The 22,760-nt window shown below is 70.5% G+C and carries 14 protein-coding genes and 1 pseudogene; 14 read left to right on the top strand and 1 reads right to left on the bottom strand.

Annotation, left to right across the window (positions count from 1 at the left end; translation table 11 throughout):
- Window positions 1-50: 50 nt before the first annotated feature.
- From CM1CMNOD_RS17730 to CM1CMNOD_RS17665, 14 genes are all read left to right on the top strand, one after another.
- The gene (locus CM1CMNOD_RS17730; RefSeq protein ID WP_013874967.1) at window positions 51-770 is read left to right on the top strand and encodes a TerD family protein; all 720 of its coding nucleotides are present in this window, start codon (window positions 51-53) and stop codon (window positions 768-770) included.
- A gap of 87 nt (window positions 771-857) precedes the next feature.
- The gene (locus CM1CMNOD_RS17725; RefSeq protein WP_131772828.1) at window positions 858-1,772 is read left to right on the top strand and encodes a nucleotide exchange factor GrpE; all 915 of its coding nucleotides are present in this window, start codon (window positions 858-860) and stop codon (window positions 1,770-1,772) included.
- 214 nt (window positions 1,773-1,986) lie between these two features.
- Window positions 1,987-3,657, top strand: coding sequence for an Hsp70 family protein (locus tag CM1CMNOD_RS17720; protein WP_013874965.1), 1,671 nt, complete (start codon window positions 1,987-1,989; stop codon window positions 3,655-3,657).
- Between the two features lie 262 nt (window positions 3,658-3,919).
- The gene (locus tag CM1CMNOD_RS17715) at window positions 3,920-7,516 is read left to right on the top strand and encodes a zinc ribbon domain-containing protein (RefSeq protein ID WP_013874964.1); all 3,597 of its coding nucleotides are present in this window, start codon (window positions 3,920-3,922) and stop codon (window positions 7,514-7,516) included.
- 474 nt (window positions 7,517-7,990) lie between these two features.
- Window positions 7,991-9,178: an HpcH/HpaI aldolase/citrate lyase family protein gene (locus CM1CMNOD_RS17710; RefSeq protein ID WP_013874963.1), complete on the top strand. Its 1,188-nt coding sequence runs from the start codon at window positions 7,991-7,993 to the stop codon at window positions 9,176-9,178.
- Window positions 9,179-9,289: 111 nt separating this feature from the next.
- Window positions 9,290-10,654, top strand: a complete 1,365-nt coding sequence (locus tag CM1CMNOD_RS17705; RefSeq protein ID WP_013874962.1) for a phosphoribosyltransferase family protein — start codon at window positions 9,290-9,292, stop codon at window positions 10,652-10,654.
- A gap of 41 nt (window positions 10,655-10,695) precedes the next feature.
- On the top strand, window positions 10,696-11,814 hold the full coding sequence (locus CM1CMNOD_RS17700; protein ID WP_013874961.1) for a cysteine protease StiP family protein: 1,119 nt from the start codon (window positions 10,696-10,698) through the stop codon (window positions 11,812-11,814).
- Between the two features lie 921 nt (window positions 11,815-12,735).
- Window positions 12,736-13,617: a hypothetical protein gene (locus CM1CMNOD_RS17695; RefSeq protein ID WP_013874959.1), complete on the top strand. Its 882-nt coding sequence runs from the start codon at window positions 12,736-12,738 to the stop codon at window positions 13,615-13,617.
- A 197-nt stretch (window positions 13,618-13,814) separates the two neighbouring features.
- Window positions 13,815-14,420, top strand: a complete 606-nt coding sequence (locus CM1CMNOD_RS17690) for a TetR/AcrR family transcriptional regulator (protein WP_013874958.1) — start codon at window positions 13,815-13,817, stop codon at window positions 14,418-14,420.
- A 280-nt stretch (window positions 14,421-14,700) separates the two neighbouring features.
- A complete protein-coding gene (locus CM1CMNOD_RS17685) occupies window positions 14,701-16,194 on the top strand; it encodes an MFS transporter (RefSeq protein ID WP_013874957.1) in 1,494 nt (497 codons plus the stop codon).
- A gap of 200 nt (window positions 16,195-16,394) precedes the next feature.
- Window positions 16,395-18,389 (top strand): acetate--CoA ligase, encoded by a 1,995-nt coding sequence (gene acs, locus CM1CMNOD_RS17680; RefSeq protein ID WP_050803825.1) that lies wholly within the window; start codon window positions 16,395-16,397, stop codon window positions 18,387-18,389.
- Between the two features lie 103 nt (window positions 18,390-18,492).
- Window positions 18,493-21,051, top strand: a complete 2,559-nt coding sequence (gene glgP, locus CM1CMNOD_RS17675; RefSeq protein WP_013874955.1) for an alpha-glucan family phosphorylase — start codon at window positions 18,493-18,495, stop codon at window positions 21,049-21,051.
- A gap of 369 nt (window positions 21,052-21,420) precedes the next feature.
- On the top strand, window positions 21,421-21,696 hold the full coding sequence (locus CM1CMNOD_RS17670; RefSeq protein ID WP_013874954.1) for a type II toxin-antitoxin system Phd/YefM family antitoxin: 276 nt from the start codon (window positions 21,421-21,423) through the stop codon (window positions 21,694-21,696).
- 79 nt (window positions 21,697-21,775) lie between these two features.
- Window positions 21,776-22,078 (top strand): type II toxin-antitoxin system RelE/ParE family toxin, encoded by a 303-nt coding sequence (locus CM1CMNOD_RS17665; RefSeq protein ID WP_202797641.1) that lies wholly within the window; start codon window positions 21,776-21,778, stop codon window positions 22,076-22,078.
- A gap of 182 nt (window positions 22,079-22,260) precedes the next feature.
- Here the strand turns inward: CM1CMNOD_RS17665 and CM1CMNOD_RS17660 are convergent.
- Window positions 22,261-22,760 (bottom strand): annotated as a pseudogene (locus tag CM1CMNOD_RS17660) (glycogen debranching protein GlgX); the annotation flags it as partial.

The raw sequence follows: 22,760 nt of genomic DNA, 5'->3' as shown, positions 1-22,760 counted from the left end.
GGCAACAGGCCGTCCGGCTTGCTGACACGACCACCACAAGGGAGCGGAACATGTCCATCGACTACACCAAGCGATCTACCGACTCATCCGCCGACTCGTCGTCCGGCTCATCCGCCGGCTCACCGTCCGGCACGCCCGGGGTGTCGCTGAACAAGGTGACCCTGACCAAGAGCTCGCCCTCGGTCTCCCTGAGCAAGCAGGGTGGCGGCGGGCGGCTGCACGTCAACCTCAACTGGAACGCCCAGGGCGCGGCGGGTGCCGGCGGCCGGGGCGGCCTCCTCAAGCGGGTGCTGAGCGCCGGGCAGGGCGGGATCGACCTCGACCTGGCCAGCCTGTACGAGCTCGCCGACGGCCGTAAAGGGGTCGTGCAGGCGCTCGGTAACGCGTTCGGCTCCTTCGAGACACCCCCGTACGTCCAGCTCGACGCCGACGACCGTACCGGTGCCTCCACCGGTGGGGAGAACCTGTTCGTCAACCTCGCCCATGTCTCGGAGATCCGCCGTCTGCTGATCTTCGCTTTCGTCTATTCCGGCGTCCCGAACTTCGACCAGGCCGGCGCGGTGGTGACCCTCACCCCGGCGCGGGGCGTGCCCATCGAGGTCCGGCTGGACGAGCGGGCCGGTAGTGCCCGGATGTGCGCGATCGCGCTGCTGACCAACCAGGGCGGCAACGACCTCATCGTGAACCGGGAGGTGCGCTATGTCGGCGGCCACCAGGAGCTTGACCGGGCCTTCGGCTGGGGTCTGAACTGGACTCCGGGACGTAAGTAGGCGCATATAGACAGCAAACGGTCAACAGGGCCGGGATCAGGGGGGCGAGGGGATGTGGCTGCGCGCGGCCGGGGAGCGGAAGCGGCGGTGACCCGGCCGGTGCCGGTACCGCCCGCGGACGGTGGGCCTGCTTCGACATCCCGACTACGGCACGGGTCGGTGGCCGATACGCCACATCCGGTGCCGCCGGGTGACAACGGCGACGAGGCAGACCCGGGGGAGATCGTGGCCGGCGCCGGAGAGGCCGGGGACGCCGGACGTGACGCCCCGCCGGCCAACCTCCCATCGCTGGAACCGGTCGTGACCGTCGTCGCAGAGCAGCCCCCGACACGGCCCCCCGCGGCTGGTGCCACCGGCAGGCCCGCTGGCGGGCAGGGCGTTGCCAGCGGGCCCGTCGACACCGTCACCTACAGCACTGTCACCGACGGCACTGTCGCCGATGCGACCGTCGCCGAGGAGAAGGCCGCGGCCGAGGGCAAGGTTCCCGCCGAGGGCAAGGCTCCCGCCGAGAACGCCGTCATCGACGGCAGCGCCGATGGTTCCGCGGCCACCGTCGTCGCCGCCCGCCTGGACGACCTGGCCCGGCGGGTCGAGGAGTTGGCCAGGCTCCGGCGTCACGACGCCGACCTGGTGGACCGCCTGCACGCCGAGAACACCCGGTTGCGGGCGGGCGAGCTGACCGAGGCGATGTCGCCGTTGCTGCGGGGCCTGATGCGGCTACACGACCAGATGACGAGCCTGGGTGCGGACGACGGCCAGAGCGTCGCCGGTATCCTGCGTACGCAGTTGTTGCAGATCATGGATGTTGCTGTGGACGTCCGCCCGTACACCGCGGTCGTGGGCATGCCCTTCGATCCGGCCCGGCACGTCGGCGTACGCCGTATCGGTACGGACGACGCCAAGCGCGACCGGACGATCGCCCGAACCGTCAAACCCGGGTTCGTCCGTGGTGAGTCGATCGTGGTGCGTCCAGCCGAGGTGGAGGTCTTTCGGGCACACTAGAGGGCCGACAACAGCAGAAGGCCGACAAAGAGGGTCAACAACCGCGCGGCCATGGTTCCCGGTGCCCGGTTCCCCGCCGAATCCGGGCGCCGGGAACCGGCCTGGCAGGCCCAGGAGGTCTGGTGCCCCTGGCCGACGGGTCGCGGGCAGCGCGATCTGTTCTTCGTGTGCTCGGGCCTTGGGCGGTGGCCGCGGTTTGGCGGAGGGAAGCTACATGACGCGGACGAAGGTGTTCGGGATCGACCTGGGGACGACGTACTCGTGTATCGCCCAGGTGGACGAGTACGGACGCCCGGACGTCATCCGTAACATCGAGTCGCAGCCGACCACACCGTCGGTGGTGCTCTTCGACGAGTCGGCCGACGGCGACGTCAGCTTCGTCGTCGGCACGCAGGCCAAGCGGCAGGCCCGGATCCGTCCGGACGACGTGGCGAGCCTGGTCAAGCGGCACATGGGCGAGGCGGACTGGCGGTTCGTCGTCCACGGCGAGGAGTACAGCGCTTCCGCGGTGTCCAGCCTCGTGCTCAAGGCCCTGGCCGCCGACGCGCGGCGGGTGACCGGGAACCCGGTGACCGACGTGGTCATCACCGTGCCCGCCTACTTCGGCGACGAGGAGCGCAAGGCGACGAAACTCGCCGGGACGCTCGCCGGGCTGAACGTCGTCGACATCATCAACGAGCCGACCGCCGCCGCCTTCGCCTACGGGTTCGCGCGGGGCGGCGCGGCGGAGTCCACCGTGCTGGTCTACGACCTCGGCGGCGGCACCTTCGACACCACGGTCATCCGGCTGTCGGAGAACGAGATCACGGTGGTCGCCACCGACGGCGACCACGAGCTGGGCGGCGCCGACTGGGACGCCGAGCTGGTGCGCTTCCTCGCGCAGAAGTTCGTCGAGGCGCAGCCCGACGCAGGCGACCCGCTCGACGACGTCTACGACGAGCAGGAGCTGCTGACCGCGGCGGAGGAGGCGAAGCTGGCGCTCTCGGGCCGGGAGAGCGTGGACGTGCTGGTGGTCCATGCCGGCCGGCGCACGAGCGTGACCGTCACCCGCGCCGACCTTGAGGAGATCACGGCGCCGTTGCTGCAGCGCACGCTCGACCTGACCGGCTCGGTGCTCGACCGGGCGAAGGAGCGCGGTGTCGACCACGTCGACGTCTGCCTGCTCGTCGGGGGGATGAGCAAGAGCCCCGCCATCACCCGGAAGCTGACCGAGGAGTTCGGCGTGACTCCCCGTCTCGTCGATCCCGATCTTGCGGTGGCCAAGGGCGCGGCGGTGTTCGGGCAGAAGAAGGAGCTGGAACGCCAGGTCATCGACGATCTGGTCGCGAAGGGCAGGCTCGCCGAGGGGGAGGGCCTGGAGGCGGCGGAGCCGGCCGACGTGCGACAGGCGGCGTCCGGGGCGGCCGACAGCTTCGGGCTGGACACCACCGCCGTGGCGGACCTGGTGAAAACGAAGATCGTCAACGTGACCTCGCGCGGTTTCGGGATCTTTGCCGAGGACAGGGGCAAGACGGTCGCCGCGTTCCTGGCGCACCGCAACGACCCGTTGCCGATCGAGGTGACGCGGACCTTCTACACGGTCTCCGACAACCAGGCCGAGGTCGACATCCGCGTGTTCGAGCAGGGCACGAGCGCCGAGTCGCCCGTGCCGGAGGACAACAAGGTGATCGTTGAGGGTGCCATCGCCGGTATCCCGGGTGGCCATCCCCGCGGCACACCCGTCGAGGTCACCTTCTTCATGCGCCCGGACCAGACCATCCGGGTCACCGCCACCCATCCCGGCGCGAAGGAGCCCCTGCTCCTGCAGGTGAAGGCCGGGGTCGGCAGCGAGGCGATGCGGGACGAGGAGGGCAGGAAGGTCACACTGCTCAAGCAGCGCGACTAGGGCGTGGCTGATGGAAGCCGGCCGACGGGGGCGCTGACGCGGATGGCCGGCATCCACCGGACACGTGTCCACGGAGGGTGCCCACCGGCAGGGCCTGGCCTGTGTGGGGCGTCACCAGGAGTGGGCAAGGTGCAGTTCTGGCCGGTACATTGCCTCGTCCAGTACATATGGTGAACGTTCCAGGCTGTCTCCAGGATGGGCACGGGCTGTACAGGCACGGGTTTCACCTGCCCCGCGGCAGGGACGGGACGAAGGTGGGACGGTGAGCGCGGCGTTCGACGGCAGTGGTTATCGCCAGCGCGTGCTGGCGGAGCTGCACCGCCGGTCCTCGTTGGATCTCGACGATCCTTTTTTCGTCGCGGCCCTCGACCCGGATGTCGTCCACACCGACGCGCAGGTACGCGAGCAGTTGGCCGCCGTCATGGCCTTCCTGCAGCGGCAGCGGAACGCGACCCGGTACGCGTCGCTCGCCGCGACGCTGGTGCGGCGGCGGGCGGAGTGGGAGGCGCCGCTGCTGGACGCCGCCACCCGTGACCAGCTCCGGGCCCGGGTGCTGGCGGCCCGCCAGGCCGGGCAGGCCGAACGGCTGGCGAAGGTGGCCCGCAACCTCGCGACCGTGCGTGAGCGTTTCGGCGGGGTGCCGCGTTCCCGGGTGGCCGGGCTGCGCCGGCTGGCGGCGGCCGACGGGGTGACCGCCGAGCAGTTCGACGCGGTCCTCGCCGGTGAGCAGGTGATCGAGGACGGCTGGGGGGACGGGATCGAGCCCCTCGCCGCGGGGGTACGCCGCCAGATCCGGGACCGCCTGGTCGAACTGCGACAGCTACGGGTCGGCAACCGGGCCGCCACCGCCTCCCTGTGGGCCTTCCTGGGCGTTCCGGCCGACTCGCCGCCGGAACGGATCCGGGCGGCCTACGAGATCGCGCTGGAACGCAACCAGCGGCGTCCGCACGACCGTGAGAAGACGGTGATCGCGGATCTGCTCGCGCAGGTGCGCACCAGGCTGCTGAACGGGGATCCGGCCGCCTATACCGCCGGCCTGGTCGCGGACGCCCGGGAGGAGATCCGGGGACGGGTCGAGGAGCACATCGTTCTCGACGGCGAACTGGGACCGGCCGCGTTCGAGGGGCTGGTACGGGAGATCCTGTCGAGTGGGTCGGGCCTGTCCACGGCACAGGCCAAGACCCTGCTGCTCGGCGTCGCCCGGGAGTTGGGCGCGGCCGTGACGACCGGGGTCTTCCTCGACTACGTGGTGTGTGCGCAGTGTTGCCGTCCAGAGCCGGTGGACGGCTCGCGGATCTGCCGTTACTGCGACACCGAGCTGTACACCGCGTGCCCCTCGTGCGGGCGGGAGACCGAGGCCGCCGCGGTGGCCTGCCGCTCCTGCGGGCGGAGCATGCGCCAGGCGCGGGAGGCCGCCGAGGCGGTGTTCGCCATCCGTCGGGCGCTGGACGCCGGCCGGGTTCGCTATGCCGGCGAGCTGCTGGCCGCCGCCCGCCCGGTGCTGGCGCTGCTCGACGGTGCCGCCGCGCGGGAGGCCGAAGAACTCGGCGCGCGGGTGCAGGCGGCGCTGGCCGCCGCCGACGCCGGCTGGCGGGCGCTGGTGGACAACCGTGAGGCCCGGCGCGCGGATGCCGCCACCGACGGGGCACGGTGGCTGGTCTCCCACGCCCGCGACGTGCCCGGCCCGGACGGGCGCACCCCCGAGGAGGTGCTCGCCGAACTCGTCGCCCATCAGGACGTCATCCACCGCCGGGTCGCCGCGGCCCGGGAGCTGCCCGCCCCCGACCAGGAGAACGCCCTGGCCGCGGTGCTCGCCACGGCGGCCGACAGCCGCGAGGCGCTGGCGGCGCTGGCCGCGCTGCCCCTCGAGCCACCCCGGGACCTGACCGCGACCGAGCAGGACGGCGGGGTGGTCCTGCGGTGGCGCGCCTCCCTGTCCAGCGCCGCCCCGGTGTCCTACCGGGTGGTCCGCCTGTTCGGGGACGCGAGCGACCCGGAGCGGGTGGTCGCGCCGGAACACAGCCTGGGCACCACCGGGTCCACGGATCTCGTCGACGCCGGGGTGCCGGTGGGAGTGATGGTCCGCTACGAGGTGACCGCGATCGCCGGCAGCCGACGGTCGGTACCGGTACGCACACCCGGGCTCGTGGTCATGCGGGACGTCACTGAGCTGCGCGCGGAGCAGATCGGTGACGCGGTGAAGCTGTCCTGGCGCCTGGACGGTCCGGTGGACGCGGTCACGATCGAGCGGACCGTGGACGAATCGTCGCCGGTGCGGCTTCCGACGCGGCGGACCAGGGCGAACGCCGGTCAGTACGTCGACTCCGCCGTCCAGGCAGGTGTCACATACCGTTACCAGGTCTACGTCGAGTTCCATGACGCGGACGCTGTTCCCGCGCGTACGGGCGGGGCGTCGACCATGGCGACGGTGATACCGCGTCCACCGGCGATCCGTGATCTGCAGGTCACCACCGCCGCGGGTCGCACCATGCTGCGCTGGAACGCGCCGGCGGGCAGCGAGGTGCGGATCTACGCGGTGCCCCCGAACGACCCGCAGCCGAGCTCGCAGTCGGGTCTGTCGAGCTCGCCGCCGGGTCTGCCGCCAGGGCATCCGCTCGCGGTCGAGGACACCGAGGTGGACCTGGCGCGGATCGCCGATCCGGTCCGGCTGGTCGGGTCCAGTGACAGCGGCCACCTGGTCGATCTGTCGGCGGCCGGCGAGCTGGAGTACGTCCCGGTGACCGTACTGGCCGGCCGGGCCGTGGTCGGCAGGGCGGTACGGCACCTGGTCGTCGGGGAGATCACGGAGCTGCGTGCCGACGACCGCGGCGAGGAGATCGTGCTGTCCTTCCGGATGCCGCTGGGGATCACCGAGGCCCGGGTCCTGTGGCGCCGGGACCAGTTGCCGACCGGGCCCGACGATCCCGAGGCGGACCAGGCGAAGGTCACCAACACGAGCCTGGAGATAAAAGGCGGCTGGCACCTGGCCGCACCGTCGGACGGCTCGGCGTATTTCATCGCCTGCTATCCGCTGGTGCATATCGGCGGGACGCTGACCGCGGTACCGCCGGGAACGGGCATCCTGGCCCGGCCGGCGGTCCGGGCGGAACAGGATGCCCGCCCGGATCCGCCGCTTCGCGTGGACGTCCAGGCCCCGGCAGCCGGTGGCCAGGAGGGCTGGCGGGCCGCACACCCCTCGACATCCGCGGATTCCGCGGATCCAGCGGCTGCCGGAGACCAGCGGGCTGCCGAGGACCGGCAGGCTGTCGGGAGCGCGGAGGCTTCCGCGGACCCGCCGACCGGAGCCAGTTCGCTGGTCCAGCCGGACCAACAGTCACAGCAGGAGCAGCCCTACCAGGAGCAGCCCTACCAGGAGCAGCCCTACCAGGAGCAGCAGCCACACCAGCCGCAACAGGAGCACCAGCCGCAACAGGAGCACCAGCCGCAACAGGAGCACCAGCCGCAACAGGAGCACCAGCCGCAACAGGAGCACCAGCCGCAACAGGAGCACCAGCCGCAACAGCAACAGATACGGGAGGATGCGGCGACGGTCAGTTATATGGTGGCCCGGGTGGGCTGGCGTCGTCGTACGCTGCGTGTACAGGTGCGCGCGGACGGGCTTCTGCCCGAGCTGCTGCTGGTTGTCCGGTCCGGAACGACCCCGCCGCAGACCAGGGAAGACGGGCAGGTGCTCGCCCGGGTACCCGCTCGCGAGGCGGCACACGCACACGGTGAGCACACCGTGGAGGTCCCGCTGGACGGCGCGCGGCTGCCGTGGGGTGTCCGGCTGCTTCCGGGCCCGGAAGCCGCGCAGGTCGTGCTACGGCATCCTCCGGACGACGCCCTGGTGCTTCGCTGAACCCGCCTGCCGGCCTGTCACGTGTACACATCTCGCTATTGCGCGTTGTGCATAACGCGCAATAGCGAATGGATCAGCAGCGAATAGATTACGCGGCGGGTAATCGGATAACGTGCGTCCGGCACGGTATATCGTGCTCACGGTCACCGGCCGGCGGCGTGGTGTATGCGGGCGCTCGGCGTGAGCAGTAGCTGGGCGCGGATGACTGTTTGATCCGCCCCATTGATCCATCGGGCTGGTCGACCTGCCCTGATGTCCTGCCGCGGGCAGCCGGCGGCCCGGCCACCAGCCGGTGGCGATCTCGTTCGCCACGGTCGCGGTTGTGTGAAAACAGGTTGTCCGGTTGATGACAACAGTGTGCGGAATTTCGGAACCAGTGGCTGTGGCTGTAGGTTCTGGCCAGTCTGGCGCCCACAAATGACGACGTGCGGCCGCCCCGATCAGTGAACGGTCCGACGACAGGGGGTTCGACCGGTGCGTCACTTCGGTTTCCTGGCCGCGGACCGGGCGGATGCGCTGTTTCACCGCCTGCCCGAGGAGATCCTGCCGGCCGCGGACCGCCTGTTGGTGGCAACGGCGCTCGGGGCGACCCTTTACGCTCCGGGCACCCGCCCGACACTGGCCGCGGACGTCCGCCGCCAGATGTCCGCCGGGGTGACGTCGATGGTGCTCTGCCTGGAGGACGCCATCGCCGACCACGAGGTCCCCGCGGCCGAGGCGAACATCATTGCTACGCTGCATGACCTGAGTGAGAATCCGCCGGCCAGCGCGGGCGGGCCGCCGTTGCTGTTCGTCCGCGTGCGTGACACCGATCAGATATCGCGCATCATCGCGCGGCTCGACGTCGACGCGTCGGAGATGCTCGGCGGTTTCGTGCTGCCCAAGTTCGATCCCGAGGGCGGCGTGGCGGCGCTGGCCGCGGTCACGCAGGCCTCCGACCGGCTCGGCCGGCCGCTGTGGGCGATGCCCGTGCTGGAAAGTCCTCAGATCATCTTTCGCGAGACCCGGGAGCGGACGCTGCTGGGCGTGCGCGACCTCGTCGACAAGCACGAGGACATCGTTCTTGCCGTGCGTATCGGCGCGACCGATCTCTGCGGCCTGTTCGGGCTGCGCCGGGACCGCGATCTGACCATCTACGACATCGCGGTGGTGCGCGACTGTATTGCCGACATCGTCAACGTGTGCGGCCGCGGTGGGGAGCACGTGGTGAGCGGGCCGGTCTGGGAGTACTTCGCGCAGCCGGAACGGCTCTTCGTCAGCTCGCTGCGGGTCACGCCGTTCGAGGAGGCGGACCTCGTCGACGACAGCGCGGACGGCGCGCGGATGCGGTCCCGGCTCGTCTCCGCCGATCTCGACCGGCTCATCCGCGAAGTCGTGCTCGACAAGGCCAACGGGCTGCTCGGCAAAACGGTGATCCACCCCAGCCATGTGCCCGCTGTACACGCCCTGCACGTAGCCACCCACGAGGAGTACACGGACGCGATGGCGATTCTCGCGGACGACACCGGTGGCGTGCGTCCGAGCCACTATGCGAACAAGATGAACGAGCTGCGGCCCCACCGGGCCTGGGCTGAGGGGGTGCTGCGGCGGGCCCGGGCCTTCGGCGTCCTGCGCGAGGGGCACACGTTCGTCGACGTGCTGGCGGCGACCAGCGCCCTGTGACCGGCCAGGCGTGGACGAGGACCTGGCGGGCGAGTGGCCGGAACCGGTGGAGACCCTGCGGGGAATGCCGGTCGGGATGCTGATGGGAATGCCGGTGAGGACGGAGGTCATGTGAGTCTGGCGGATGCTGCCGCGGTGCCGTCGAACGGTGCGGGATGGCTGTGGGACGAGCTGGGGCTCGATGTTCGCCTGCGGACCGACGTGGTCGGCGGGGGGCTGGACGCGATGGTGGGCCTTGCGCTGCGACGCAATCCGAGGCGGGCCCATCTACTGGTCAGCCGGGTGCTCGGCAAACATCTGCCGGTACGGCCGGCGCGGTCGGTCTCGGCTGGTCACCTGCTGGCCGCGCAGGTCCGTGCCGACCAGCGGGCGACCGGCGGCGACCGCGTGACGGTGGCGCCGCTGGTACTCGGTTACTGCGAGACCGCCACCTCGCTCGGGCACACCGTGGCCGACGGGCTGGACGACTGCGACTACCTGCACACCACACGCCGGGCCGTTCCCGGTGCCACCACGTTGCTGGACTTCGACGAGGCGCACTCGCACGCCACCTTCCACTGGCTGATGCCGGGCGATCCCGAGCTGGTGCGGGCGCCCCGGCCGCTGGTGCTCGTCGACGACGAGTTGTCCACCGGCCGGACCGCCCTGGGCACGATCCGCGCGTTGCACGCGTTCGCGCCCCGGCCGTCGTACACGGTGGCCACCCTTTTCGACGCCCGGCCGGCACCGGCCCGCCGCGCCTTCGACGAGCTCGCGGACCGTCTCGGCGTGCCCGTGCGGGTGGTGTCGCTGCTGGCCGGGGAGGTGACCGTCCCGGACGACGTGACCGCGCGCGCCGAGCGAATACGGGCCCGGTACGGCAGCAGCCCGACGCAGTCGCCCACAGCGCCCGCTCCGGTGCGTTTTGTGACACCTGACTGGCCGGAGGAGCTTCCCGACGGCGCCCGCCATGGCTGGTCGCGGTCGGACCGGGCGCTGCTTGCCGAGGTGGCGCCGCTGGTCGCCAAGGATGTGGCCGCAGCGCTGAACAGGCCCTCAGATCGCGTTCTCGTGCTCGGCACCGAGGAGCTGATGTACACGCCGCTACGTATCGGTGACGCGCTCGACCAGATCATCCCTGGCGAGGTCGTCTACCATTCGACGACCCGTTCACCGGTCCACCCCATCGACGCCGACGGCTACGCGATCCGCTGCGCGCGGACCTTTCCGGCGCCTGACGACCCGGGCCGGGTCAGCCAGGTGTACAACGTCCGGCCCGGTCTGTACGACGACATCGTCGTGGTGGTCGACTCGGCCGCGAACGGGCGGGCCGTCGCCGGGGCGGCCAGGGTGAGCGCGGCGGGGGCAGCCGACGTGTCGGGGATGGTCGGGGCGCTGCGCCGGTGCGCGCCGGTCACCGTGGTCACGATCCCGGCGCGGGGGCCGGCCGGCCGGCCGCTGACCCTGTCGGCCGACAGCACCGGGGGTGCGCGTTGACCGGGAGCGCCGCGAGCACCGGAGGTGCGCCCGGGAGCGCGGTGCGGCCGGTCCTCCCAGGAACGGTGGGTTCGGGCTCCTACGACCCGGCGGATGTCACCTTTCTGTTGAAGGACCTCAGCGACATCCCGCTGGAACGCCCCACCGAGGACCGTGAGGAGGACTTCTCCAAGGGCCGCCACTACTCCGAGGACCTGCCGGTCGAGTACGAGCCGTCGCAGGCCTACCTTGCCCTGTTCGAGGACGCCCTTGCCCGCTCGGCGGTGCGGGTCGCCACCGCGGTCGGGGTGGCCACCGAACTCGTGCTCGCGGCCAGGGCGCGGCCGGTCATCGTGTCGCTGGCGCGGGCCGGCACGCCCGCCGGCATCCTCATGCGGCGCTGGGCCCGCTGGCGGCATGGCCTCGACCTGCCGCACTATTCGGTCTCCATCATCAAGGACCGGGGGCTCGACGAGAACGCGATGCGCTGGATCCTCGCCCGGCACGACCGGCGCAGCCTGCAGTTCGTCGACGGCTGGACGGGCAAGGGCGCCATCCTCAAGGTGCTTGAGGCCGCCGCCGACGGCCTCGGGCTGGACGCGTCCATGGCGGTCATCTCCGACCCCGGCCACTGCACACCTCTGCACGGGACACGGGACGACTTCCTGATCCCGCACAGCTGCCTGAACTCCACGGTCAGCGGCCTGGTGAGCCGGACGGTGCTGAACCGGTCGCTGATCGGCCCGGCCGACTTCCACGGGGCGAAGTACTACCGGCATCTCGCCGACCGGGACTACTCCCGCCGTTACGTGGAGACCGTTGTCGAGGCGTTTCCCGCCGCGTCGGCCGCGGTCGCGGACGGCGTCTCGCGGCCGGCGGAGCGCACCCCGACCTGGGCCGGCTGGCAGGCGGTCGAGACATTGGCGAAGGAGTACGGGATCGACAACATCGGCCTGGTCAAGCCCGGGGTCGGTGAGACCACCAGGGTGCTGTTGCGCCGGGTGCCCTGGAAGGTCGTCGTCACGCCCGAGCGGCTGGCGGAGCTGCCTCATGTCCTGTCCCTGTGCGAGGCCAAGGGCGTACCCGTCGAGGAAAGGGCCGATCTGCCGTACTCGTGTGTCGGGATCATCAAACCGCCCGACGGCGCGCCCGACCGCGCACTGTTCAGCACGCCGTCGTGACAGGGCGCGCCGTCACCGGGAGGTGTGTCGTCACGGCTCGTGGTGACGGGCGCGGGCTGGTCCACCGCCTCCGGGCCGGCTGACGCCGCGCCCGAGCCGCTCAGCACCTGTGCTGCCTCCAGACTGCCCAGCACCTGAAGGATCAGGTTTTTCCGGGGGATCGGCCCACGTGCCCCGGTGGCGGCACGCAGTTCGCCGACCGTGACCAGGCGTTGCCGGACGGCGGACGCGATGATGTCGTACACGGCTTCCGGCCGCCGTGCCCAGCCGGCCATGTCCACGACGGACCGGGCCAGTCTGGTCCGGGGCGGACGCAGGTGCGGGTGCACGGCGTCGGAATCCAGCCGGGCACTGTGGTGAATGACGACGCCCGGCCGCGGGGCGGGATACCGCCCGGCCGGCACGACGATGGTGACGTGTTCGTCGTCGAAGCCGCGCAGGCCGCCCATGGCGGCCGCGGAGGCACCGCCGACAACGGCGTGCGGCCCGATGGATTCGACCGCGCACCACAGCAGCTGCATACGGGTGAGCGGTTGCGGGCGGGTCACGAGCACACCCGCCATGGGGCGCTGCCAGCGTCCGGTCCGTACCTGCCGGTGGATCGTCGAGCGGCTCGTGCCGGCGGCGACGACAGCGCGGACGGCGATGACGCCGCACTGGCTGTCGGCGATCTGTTGCCAGGAGTACTGCTGCTGCCAGGAATGCTGGCCGGGGTCCGGGGCCATGTCTGTCAGGCTCGCAGCCGTGCGGGCCGAATGAAACAGCGCGCGCTGGCCTGTGGACAACCGTCCTCCGCCCGAACGGGCTGTGGACAGACTTCGCTCTGTCCCCTGTCCGGCTTCCGCACCAGAGCGGCTTCCGTGCTCGGGCGGCTTCCGTATCCGGGCAACACGTGTGATTGCGCGGCATCTCGGCCCGCCCGTGGCATACAGTTGGGCAATCAGCACAAGGACGTCCGCGCTGTCCCCGGCCGCGGCCCTGCCGGGCCCGCGCTGGGTCGTCGCCTGTGATCTCGACCAGACGCTGATCTACAGCAGGCGTTCCTTCCGGCTCCCTCCCGGTGCCGTCGAACCCGAACTGGTCACGGTGGAGCACATCGACGGCGAGCCCGCCGCGTTCTGTACCACCGGGGCCGCCGAGCTGATCGCCAAGCTGCACGCGGCGGCGACCCTCGTTCCGGTCACCACCCGTACCCGCGCCCAGTACGAACGGGTCGATCTCGGTGTCCGCCCCCGGTACGCGATCACGACCAACGGCGGCCACCTGCTGGTCGACGGCCGTCCGGACGAGGCCTGGGCGGCCCGGATCCGGGAGCAGATCGCCACCGGTGCCCGCCCGCTCGCCGACGTGCGGGCCATCGCGCAGCGGCTCGCCGCCGACGGCTGGGTCCGGGTGAGCCGGGTCGCCGACGACCTGTTCGTCTACCTCGTCGCCTACGAACGCGACGGTATCCCCGACCTGTCCGGCCTCGCGGCGAGCCTGGCGGCCGACGGATGGGGCCTGTCCGCCCAGGGCCGCAAGGTCTACCTGGTACCGGCCGTGCTGACCAAGGAGGCGGCCCTCGCCGAGGTGATGCGCAGGGCCGGGCCGGCAAGGCTCGCCGCCGCGGGGGACTCGCTGCTGGACGCGGGCATGCTCGCAGGCGCGGATCTCGCCGTCCGTCCCGCCCACGGTGAACTGGACGAGCACCGGTGGACGCACCCGAACCTACGGGTCACCACTGCCCCGGGCCTGCACGGTGGACAGGAACTGCTCGAGATCATCGAAGCTGAACTCGCCACGGGGCACGGCCCCGACCGCTGAGCCGGCCGCGTCAGGCCGAAGATGTCGTGGTCACAATTTTCGCACATAATCGTACTTTTCGTATTTTCTCGGACCGTCAGGCGCGGGCCGTTTCGGCGCCTGCAACACTCTGTCACCGTCGGTCACGCTAGTTCTAATTCAGGTACAGTACGGTACTGTTTTGGAACATGGCCGACGGTGGGAGGGGGGTCACGACCATGATGGTTTCGACGCCCCTGGGCGGTGCCGTGCGTGGGCGTCCCCGCGACGACGCCCGTGAGCAGGCGATCCTGCACGCCGCGCTCGAGCTGCTCACCGAGGTCGGCTACGAGCGCATGAGCATGGTCGCCGTCGCGGCCCGGGCCCGGGCGAGCAAGGCGACGATCTACCGGCGGTGGGCGGGTAAGGACGAACTCGTCGTCGAGGCGATCCGTCGCCAGGCGGTCGACGACATCATCATCGCGGACACCGGCAGCCTGCGCGGCGACATGATCGATATCATTCGCCAGAAGGTCAGGCGCCTGGCCGACGGCGGTGCCGCCCTGATGGCCGGCGTCGTGCTGGCCATGCGCGACTCCGTGGCCCTGGCGTCGGCGCTGCGGGCCCAGATGATCGAGGACGGGCGCGGTCTGGCCGCCCTCATCGTGCAACGGGCCGTCGACCGGGGTGAGCCGTGCTCGCCGACGGCCGCCTGCGTTTTCAACGAACTGGTTCCCGCGGCGGTCTTCTTCCGGCTTCTGATCACTGGAGAAGCCCTGGACGACGTGTTCATTCATCATCTGGTTGACGACATCCTGTTACCGCTGATGACAGTGGAACGCTGATGTTCCCTGACTTCCATGGAACGCCGACGCCACGGCGGGAACATGATCGAAATATTTTCACCGTACCGGGGCCCCGGCGGCGGCGTCGGCCGCGGACGGTGCGCGGGAAACCATGCGCGAAACCGTGAAGGAGACATAAGGAGACATCGTCCGGCCGCCGGTTTCATTCAGGGCGGGGCGGCGTTCAACGTGACATCGGCAACAGTCGGTAAATCGTCAGAAAACACCGGCGGGGCGGCTGCCCTGCCCGGGTTCCGGCCCGGCCGGTCAAGGAGCAGTTGTGACAACGACGACCGAAGAAGACGCCCCACCGCCCACCTACGTGGGGCCGCCGCAGCCTGATCCCCGGCGGTGGTTAGCGCTCAGCGTCATCGCCATTGCGCAGCTGATGATCGTGCTCGACGCGTCCATCGTGAACATTGCCCTACCGCATGCCCAGGCCGACCTGCACATCTCCACGGCCGACCGACAGTGGATCATCACCGCGTACACCCTGTCCTTCGGTGGCCTGCTGTTGCTCGGCGGCCGGATCGCCGACTTCACCGGGCGCAGGCGCGCCTTTGTCGGCGGCCTGCTGGCCTTTGCCGCGGCCTCCGCGCTCGGTGGGGCCGCGCCGAACGCCGAGCTTCTCTTCGCCGCCCGTGCGTTACAGGGAGTATTTGCGGCGGTTCTCGCGCCGGCATCGCTGTCCCTGCTCGCGGTGACCTTCACCGACAGCCGGGAGCGGGCCCGCGCGTTCGGTGTCTACGGCGGGATCTCCGGCGGCGGTGCCGCCATCGGGCTCATCGTCGGCGGTGTGCTCACCGAGTTCACCTCCTGGCGCTGGTGCCTGCTGGTCAACGTCCCGATCGCGCTGCTCGCCGCCGGGGCGGCCGTGCTGGTCGTGCGGGAGAGCAGGGCGTCGGGCAACACCCGTTACGACATTCCGGGGGCACTCACCGTCACCGCCGGGCTCGTCCTGCTGGTCTACGGCTTCACCAGGGCGGCGGAGGACGGCTGGAGCGCGAACGTCACCCTCGGGCTGCTCGCCGCCGCTGTGGCGCTGCTCGTCGCGTTCGTCGTCATCGAGACCCGTAGCGGCGCGCCGCTGCTCCCGCTGCGCGTCCCCCTGGAGCGCAACCGTGGTGCCTCCTACCTGTCGTCCCTGCTCGTCGGCGCCGGCCTGTTCGCCATGTTCCTGTTCCTCACCTACTACTTCCAGGCCAGCCTCGGGTACAGCGCGCTGCGCGCGGGCTTCGCCTTCCTGCCCTTCAGCGTCGGCATCATCGTCTCGGCCGGGATCACGGGCCAGCTCCTGCCCCGGACCGGTCCGAAGATCCTGATGGTGACCGGGAGCCTGATGGCCACGGGTGGGATGCTCCTGTTGACGGGGATCGGGCTCGACACCGGTTACGTCAGTCATGTCCTGCCCTCCGAGGTACTGATGAGCCTCGGGATGGGGCTGGTGTTCGTCCCGCTGACGAGTACCGCGCTCGCCGGTGTCGACGCCCACGACGCCGGGGTCGCCAGCGCTCTGATCAACACCACCCAGCAGGTGGGCGGGTCGCTGGGCACGGCGCTGCTCAACACGATTTTCGCCACCGCCGTGTCGAGTTACGCCGCCGACCACGTTCCCGGCCCGGACACCCAGGCCGAGGCTCTGATCTCCGGTTACACGACCGCGTTCGTGTGGAGCGCGGTAATACTTTTCGCCGCTTTCCTCGTGATCCTCTTCCTGCTGCGCGCCGGCAGGGACGAGCTGCCGGCCGGCGGGCTGCCAGTTCACGCCGGGTAGCGGGCGGCGCAACCGTCGGAAAGCGCCGGAGTACTGACCGCTGTATGCGGCCGGCACTTCGTGGTACACCCAATGCGGACGAGACGACATCGCTTCCGGAGGGCCATGGGTAGCGTGATCGTGTTCTTTTCCGCGCTGCCGGAGGCCCCGTCCCCGGATCATCAGGAGGGCATGTGACCAGCACGGCGGACGGTACCGGTCTGGACGCTGTCGGTACTGACATCGTCGGTACCGACGATGTCAGCTTGGAGCGCGAACTCGACCAACTGCTGGCGGTGGAGCGTTTCGACCCGCCGCCCGACTTCGTCTCCCGCTGGTATCGGCCCGCCGATGCCGCCGCGGCCGCCGCCGACCCGCCGGCTTTCTGGGCGGAGCAGGCCCGCACCCTGCTGGACTGGGACACGCCGTTCACAACCGTGCTGGACGACAGCAACCCGCCCTTTTACCGCTGGTTCACCGACGGCCGGCTCAACGTCTCGGCGAACTGCCTGGACCGGCACGTGGCCGCCGGCCGCGGGGACAAGGTGGCCATCCACTGGGTCGGTGAGGAGGGCGAACGCCGCCGGGTGACCTACTCCGACCTGCTGGCCGACACCCAGCGGCTGGCCAACGGGCTCAAGGAGCTAGGGGTCGGCAAGGGCGACGTCGTGGGGATCTTCCTCCCGATGATCCCCGAGGTCGCGGTGGCCATGCTGGCCTGCGCCCGCATCGGCGCGGTGCACAACGTCGTCTTCGGTGGCTTCGCCCCGTCCGCCGTGCGTGAGCGGATGGAGGTCTCCGACGCCAAGGTTCTGATCACGGTGGACGGAGCCCGCCGCAAGGGCCGCACCGCCCCTGTCAAGGAGGCCGTGGACGCCGAGCTGGGCGATCTGAAGGCCCTGGAGCACATCGTGGTGGTCCGCTCCACCGGGATCGCGGCGCCGATCCGCGAGGGCCGGGACGTCTGGTACCACGAGCTGCTCGAGCGGGCCGACCCGGTGGCCCCGCCGGAGCCGCTGGATGCCGAGCATCCGCTGTTCATCCTGTACAGCTCCGGTTCCACGGCCAAGCCCAAGGGCATCCTGCACACCACCGGGGGGTACCTGACCGGGGCGACCTACACCCACCGGCTGGTCTTCGACCTCGACGCGGACTCCGACGTCTACTGGTGCTCGGCGGACGTCGGCTGGATCACCGGCCACTCCTACATCGTCTACGGGCCGTTGTCCAACGGCGCGACCAGTGTGATGTTCGAGGGTGCCCCGGACTATCCCGACCGGGACATCTGGTGGAAGATCATCGAAGAGTGCAAGGTCACGATCTTCTATACCGCTCCGACCGCCATCCGGACCTGCATCAAGTGGGGCCCGCAGTACCCGGGCCGGCACGACCTCTCCTCGCTGCGGCTGCTCGGCACGGTGGGGGAGCCGATCAACCCCAAGGCGTGGCTGTGGTACCACAAGGTGATCGGCGGCGGCCGTTGCCCCATCGTCGACACCTGGTGGCAGACCGAGACCGGCGCCATCCTGATCTCCCCGTTGCCCGGTGTGACGTCGACCAAGCCGGGTTCGGCCACCACGCCGCTGCCGGGGATCTTCCCCGCCCTGCTGTCCGAGGACGGCCAGCCGGTGACCGAGGGCACCGGCGTCCTGGTGATCACCAAGCCGTGGCCGTCCATGCTGCGCACCCTCTACCGGGACGACGAGCGGTACGTGCAGACGTACTTCTCCCGCTTCGGCCGGGACGTGTACGTCGTCGGCGACGCCGCCCGGCTGGACGCGGACGGCTACTTCTGGATCATCGGCCGGATCGACGACGTGATCAACGTGTCCGGGCACCGGCTGTCGACCGCCGAGGTCGAGTCGGCGATCGTCTCGCACGAGCTGGTGGCGGAGGCCGCGGTCGTCGCCCAGTCCGACGAGCAGACCGGCCAGGCCATCGTGGCCTTCGTCACGCTCACCGGCAACCAGTCCGGGGACGACGCCACCATCGCCGAACTGCGCGAGCACGTCGCCACCCGGATCGGCAAGCTCGCTCGCCCCAAGCGGGTGATCTGGGCGGACGACCTGCCCAAGACCCGGTCCGGGAAGATCATGAGGAGGCTGCTGCGGGACATCGCCGAGGGGCGCGAGCTCGGCGACGTCACGACGCTGCGGGATCCGGACGTGGTGGCCGCCCTGGCAGGCAAGGTTGCCCAGGCCGACGCGGACGAGTGACGGCCCGGCGATCGCCGATCCCGCCTCCGGCCGGATCCGCTGCTTCCGGCCGGAAGCCCCCCGGTGGGAGAAGTCCGTTCGTGCTGTCTAGGCTGACCATTTCGTGAGAGCCCTTCGACGCTTCACCGTCCGCGCGCAGCTCCCCGAGCAGCTTCACCCGCTCGGGGAGCTCGTCCTCAACCTTCGCTGGTCGTGGCACCCGGAGACGCTGGATCTCTTCGAGTCGGTCGATCCCGAGCTGTGGCGCACCTGCAAGGGGGACCCGGTGCGCCTTCTCGGCGAGGTCGACCATGAGCGCCTCGAAAGCCTCGCAGCCGACCGCCGCTTCGTCCGCCGCCTTGACGATGCCGCTGACGACCTGCACGAGTACCTGACCGCGCCGCGCTGGTACCAGTCGCTGCCCGACGGCCCGCGCGCGATCGCCTACTTCTCGCCGGAGTTCGGCATCACCGAGGTGCTGCCGCAGTACTCCGGCGGGCTCGGCATCCTCGCCGGCGACCATCTTAAGACCGCCAGCGACCTGGGCGTGCCGATCGTGGGGGTGGGCCTGCTCTACCGGGCCGGCTACTTCGTCCAGTCGCTGTCCCGGGACGGCTGGCAGCAGGAACGCTATCCCGGCATCGACCCGCACGGCCTGCCGCTGACCCAGCTCACCGACGCTGCCGGCGACCCCGTGAAGATCACGCTCGGGCTGCCGGACGGGCGCACCCTGCACGCCCAGATCTGGAAGGCGCAGGTCGGTCGGGTGCCGCTGCTGCTGCTCGACTCCGACGTCGAGGACAACCAGCCGGCCGAGCGGGGCGTGACCGACCGGCTCTACGGCGGCGGCACCGACCATCGCCTGCTCCAGGAGATGCTGCTGGGCATCGGCGGGGTGCGGGCGCTGCGGGCCTACTCGGCGGTGTCCGGCGCCCCGGAGCCGGAGGTGTTCCACACCAACGAGGGCCATGCCGGCTTCCTCGGCCTGGAGCGCATCCGGGAGCTGACCGCGACCGGCCTGAGCTTCGACGAGGCGTTGGAGGCGACTCGGGCCGGGACGCTGTTCACCACCCACACCCCGGTACCGGCCGGGATCGACCGGTTCCCCCGCGACCTGGTGGCCCGCCACTTCGGCGCGGACAACGTCTGGCCCGGCGTGCCCGTCGAGCGGGTGCTCGAGCTCGGCGCCGAGTCCGACCCGAACGTGTTCAACATGGCGCACATGGGCCTGCGGCTGGCCCAGCGCTCCAACGGGGTCTCCCGGCTGCACGGGATCGTCAGCCGGGAGATGTTCGCCGGCCTGTGGCCGGGCTTCGACCCCGAGGAGGTCGCGATCGGTTCGGTCACCAACGGTGTGCACGCGGCCACCTGGGTGTCCCGAAACGTGATCGAACTGGCCGACCGGGAGCTTGGCCCGTCCCCCCTCGACGACGGGGGCGAGGGCTTCGCCAAGATCTCCCAGATCTCCGACGAGGCGGTCTGGGCAACCCGCCGTGAGCTGCGGGAACGCCTGGTGGCCGAGGTCCGCCGCCGGCTGCGGGAGTCCTGGCTGCAGCGCGGCGCCGCCCCCGGCGAACTGGACTGGGTCGACGGCGTGTTCGACCCGGGTGTCCTCACGATCGGGTTCGCCCGCCGGGTGCCCTCCTACAAGCGGCTGACCCTGATGCTGCACGACTCCGAGCGGCTGACCCGGCTGCTGCTGCACCCCCAGCGCCCGATCCAGATGGTCATCGCCGGCAAGGCGCACCCGGCCGACGACGGCGGCAAGCAACTCGTCCAGCAGATCGTGCAGTTCTCCGACAGCCCGGAGGTCCGCCACCGCATCGTGTTCCTGCCGGACTATGACATCGGCATGGCACGCTTCCTCTACTCCGGGTCGGACGTGTGGCTGAACAACCCGCTGCGCCCGCTGGAGGCATGCGGCACGTCGGGGATGAAGGCCGCGCTCAACGGCTGTCTCAACCTGTCCATCCGGGACGGCTGGTGGGACGAGATGTTCGACGGCCGCAACGGCTGGGCGATCCCCACCGCGGACGGCGTGGAGGACCCCGAGCGCCGGGACGCCATCGAGTCGGCCGCCCTGTACGACCTGCTGGAGAACGCGGTCACCACGCGCTTCTACGACGTCGCCGGCGCGGGCGCGCCCCCACGGCACTGGACGTCGATGGTCAAGCACACCCTGTCGACCCTCGGGCCGCAGGTGCTCGCCACCCGGATGGTGCGCGAGTACGTCGAGCGGTACTACATCCCTGCCGCCGCCTCGGCCCGGGTGGCCTCGGTGGACAGCGCGCACGGGGCCCGCGACCTGGCGGCGTGGCAGGAGCGGGTCCGGGCGGCCTGGCCCGGGGTGCGGGTGGTCAACGTCGACTCGGCCGGTCTCGGTGACACCCCGCAGGTCGGCCAGTCGCTGGTGGTCCGCGCCACGGTCGAGCTCGGCGGCCTGGAGCTGACCGACGTGGAGGTCCAGGCGTCCTACGGGCGCATCGACGAGTCCGACCGGCTGCTGGGCCCGGCCACCCTGCCGCTGGCCCATGTCGGCGCCGGCGAGGGCGGTGGCCTGCGCTTCGAGGGCACCATCCCGCTGCGGCGGACGGGATCCTTCGGCTACACCGTCCGGGTGCTGCCGCGGCATCCTCTGCTTGCCTCACCGGCCGAACTCGGCCTGGTGGCGAACCCGGACTGAACGATCTCCGTCGGCTTCGCAGGCTCCAGCCAGCGGAGCCAGTGAGCGGGCCGGCATGCCGATGCCGGCCCGCTCACTTTCGCCAGATGTGTTCATCCAGCATCCCTACGTGCACATAGCGCCCCGCGGAACATGCCAACAATCCAACAAACATGCTAATTTAAAGATCAATCATCATGTTTGTTGGTGTCGGGCGACCTGGTGTCGGGCCGATGGCGGGCGCATTCGCCTGATTTCGACCATCGTCGCGGCATGGCACCGCGCGACCGCGTCAGCCGGGATGCCAGCCCCGCCGATCTCATCGGGTTCACAAGCCGTACGTCTGGCGCCTTGCTTGTACGGAACGATGGCCTACCGTACGTTCGATCCATGACCATGTCGTCCGAACTGGGCGTGTCCGAGGCTCGGGAGTGCCTGGCCTCGATCATCGACCAGGTCCGTGTCGACCACCAGCCGATCTATCTGTCCCGCCGTGGGCGGCGGGTCGCCGCCGTAGTCGCCGCCGACGATCTGGACCGCATCCTCGCCCTGGCCGAGGACATGACCGACATCCGCGAAGCCGAACGAGTCCACGAGGAGATGACGCTCACCGGCCGGACACCCGTTCCCTGGGACGAGGTGAAGGCCGATCTCGGCCTGGAATGAGATACCCGGCCACCACTGCTCCAGCCGCGTTCCGCGGTTAGGCGCACTCGACCCCGTCGCGCGGCGCCGTGTACAGGCCGTGATCGACCTGCTCGCCGACAGTCCTCACCCGCTGCTCGCCCGGCAGTTGGTCGGCGGCGCCGACGAATGGCGGGTACGCACCGGTGACCACCGCATTATGTACGACATTCAGGACAAAGAGCCGATCATCCTGGTCGTCGCCGTCGGCAATAGCTCTCTGAGTGTTGGACCGCTTTCGAGGCGGGTCTTCATCTGGTCCATGACGAAGACCTCGCCGTGTACGGCCACAACCCTCGCCGTGTACGGCCACAACCAGGGCGCCGCCATCGTCAGCCATGACCGGAGGTTCGCACAATGGTGACAGAGGCGAACCTTTGGTCAGCAAATCTGGACTGCGGTGTCCGGAACCGGACGCGGTCGACGTCATCAGTACCCATATCGATGCGATCGTTTACCACCTGGCCCGGATGGCCGAGGTCGTCATCACCATCGGGCCGGATACCTTCAGGGTTTCGGCCGCCAAATGAGAGTGACTGGTTCTGCTCATTCGGTGGCACGCAGGAGGAGGACAGCGCGGCCGGCGACGGGTAGGTGTTCGCCGGCGTCGAGGGGCCGTGACGGGGTGTCGAGCGTGGCGGGGAAGCCGGCGAGGTCGTCCGCGCTGGTGTCGAGCAGCAGCGCGTAGGCCGACGCCCACGGCTGGCCTGGCAGGACGACGGTCACCGGGTCGCTGTCCGGGTGCAGGACGAGCAGGAAGCTGTCGCCGGTGGCCGCGCTGCCGTCCGGCGCGCGCCAGCCGAGGGCTGTCCCGCACAGGTGGGCGACGACCGTGCGGACGTTCGGGGAGTTCCAGTCCGCGTCCGACATGACCGCGCCGTCCGGGCGGAACCAGGTGATGTCCGCGGCTGTCCCGGCGGTGGAGGAGCCGCCGTGGAAGAACGTTCGTCGGCACAGTGTCGGGGAGCGGCGCCGCAGCGCGATCAGGCCGCTGACCAGCGGCAGCAGCATCGGGTCGGGCCCGGCCGGGTCGGGCGCGGGCAGCC

Origin of the sequence: Protofrankia symbiont of Coriaria myrtifolia, from assembly GCF_900634755.1 — a bacterium.
GTDB classification, from domain to species: Bacteria; Actinomycetota; Actinomycetes; order Frankiales; family Frankiaceae; genus Protofrankia; species Protofrankia coriariae.
This window is presented reverse-complemented; position numbering and strand designations above follow the sequence as displayed.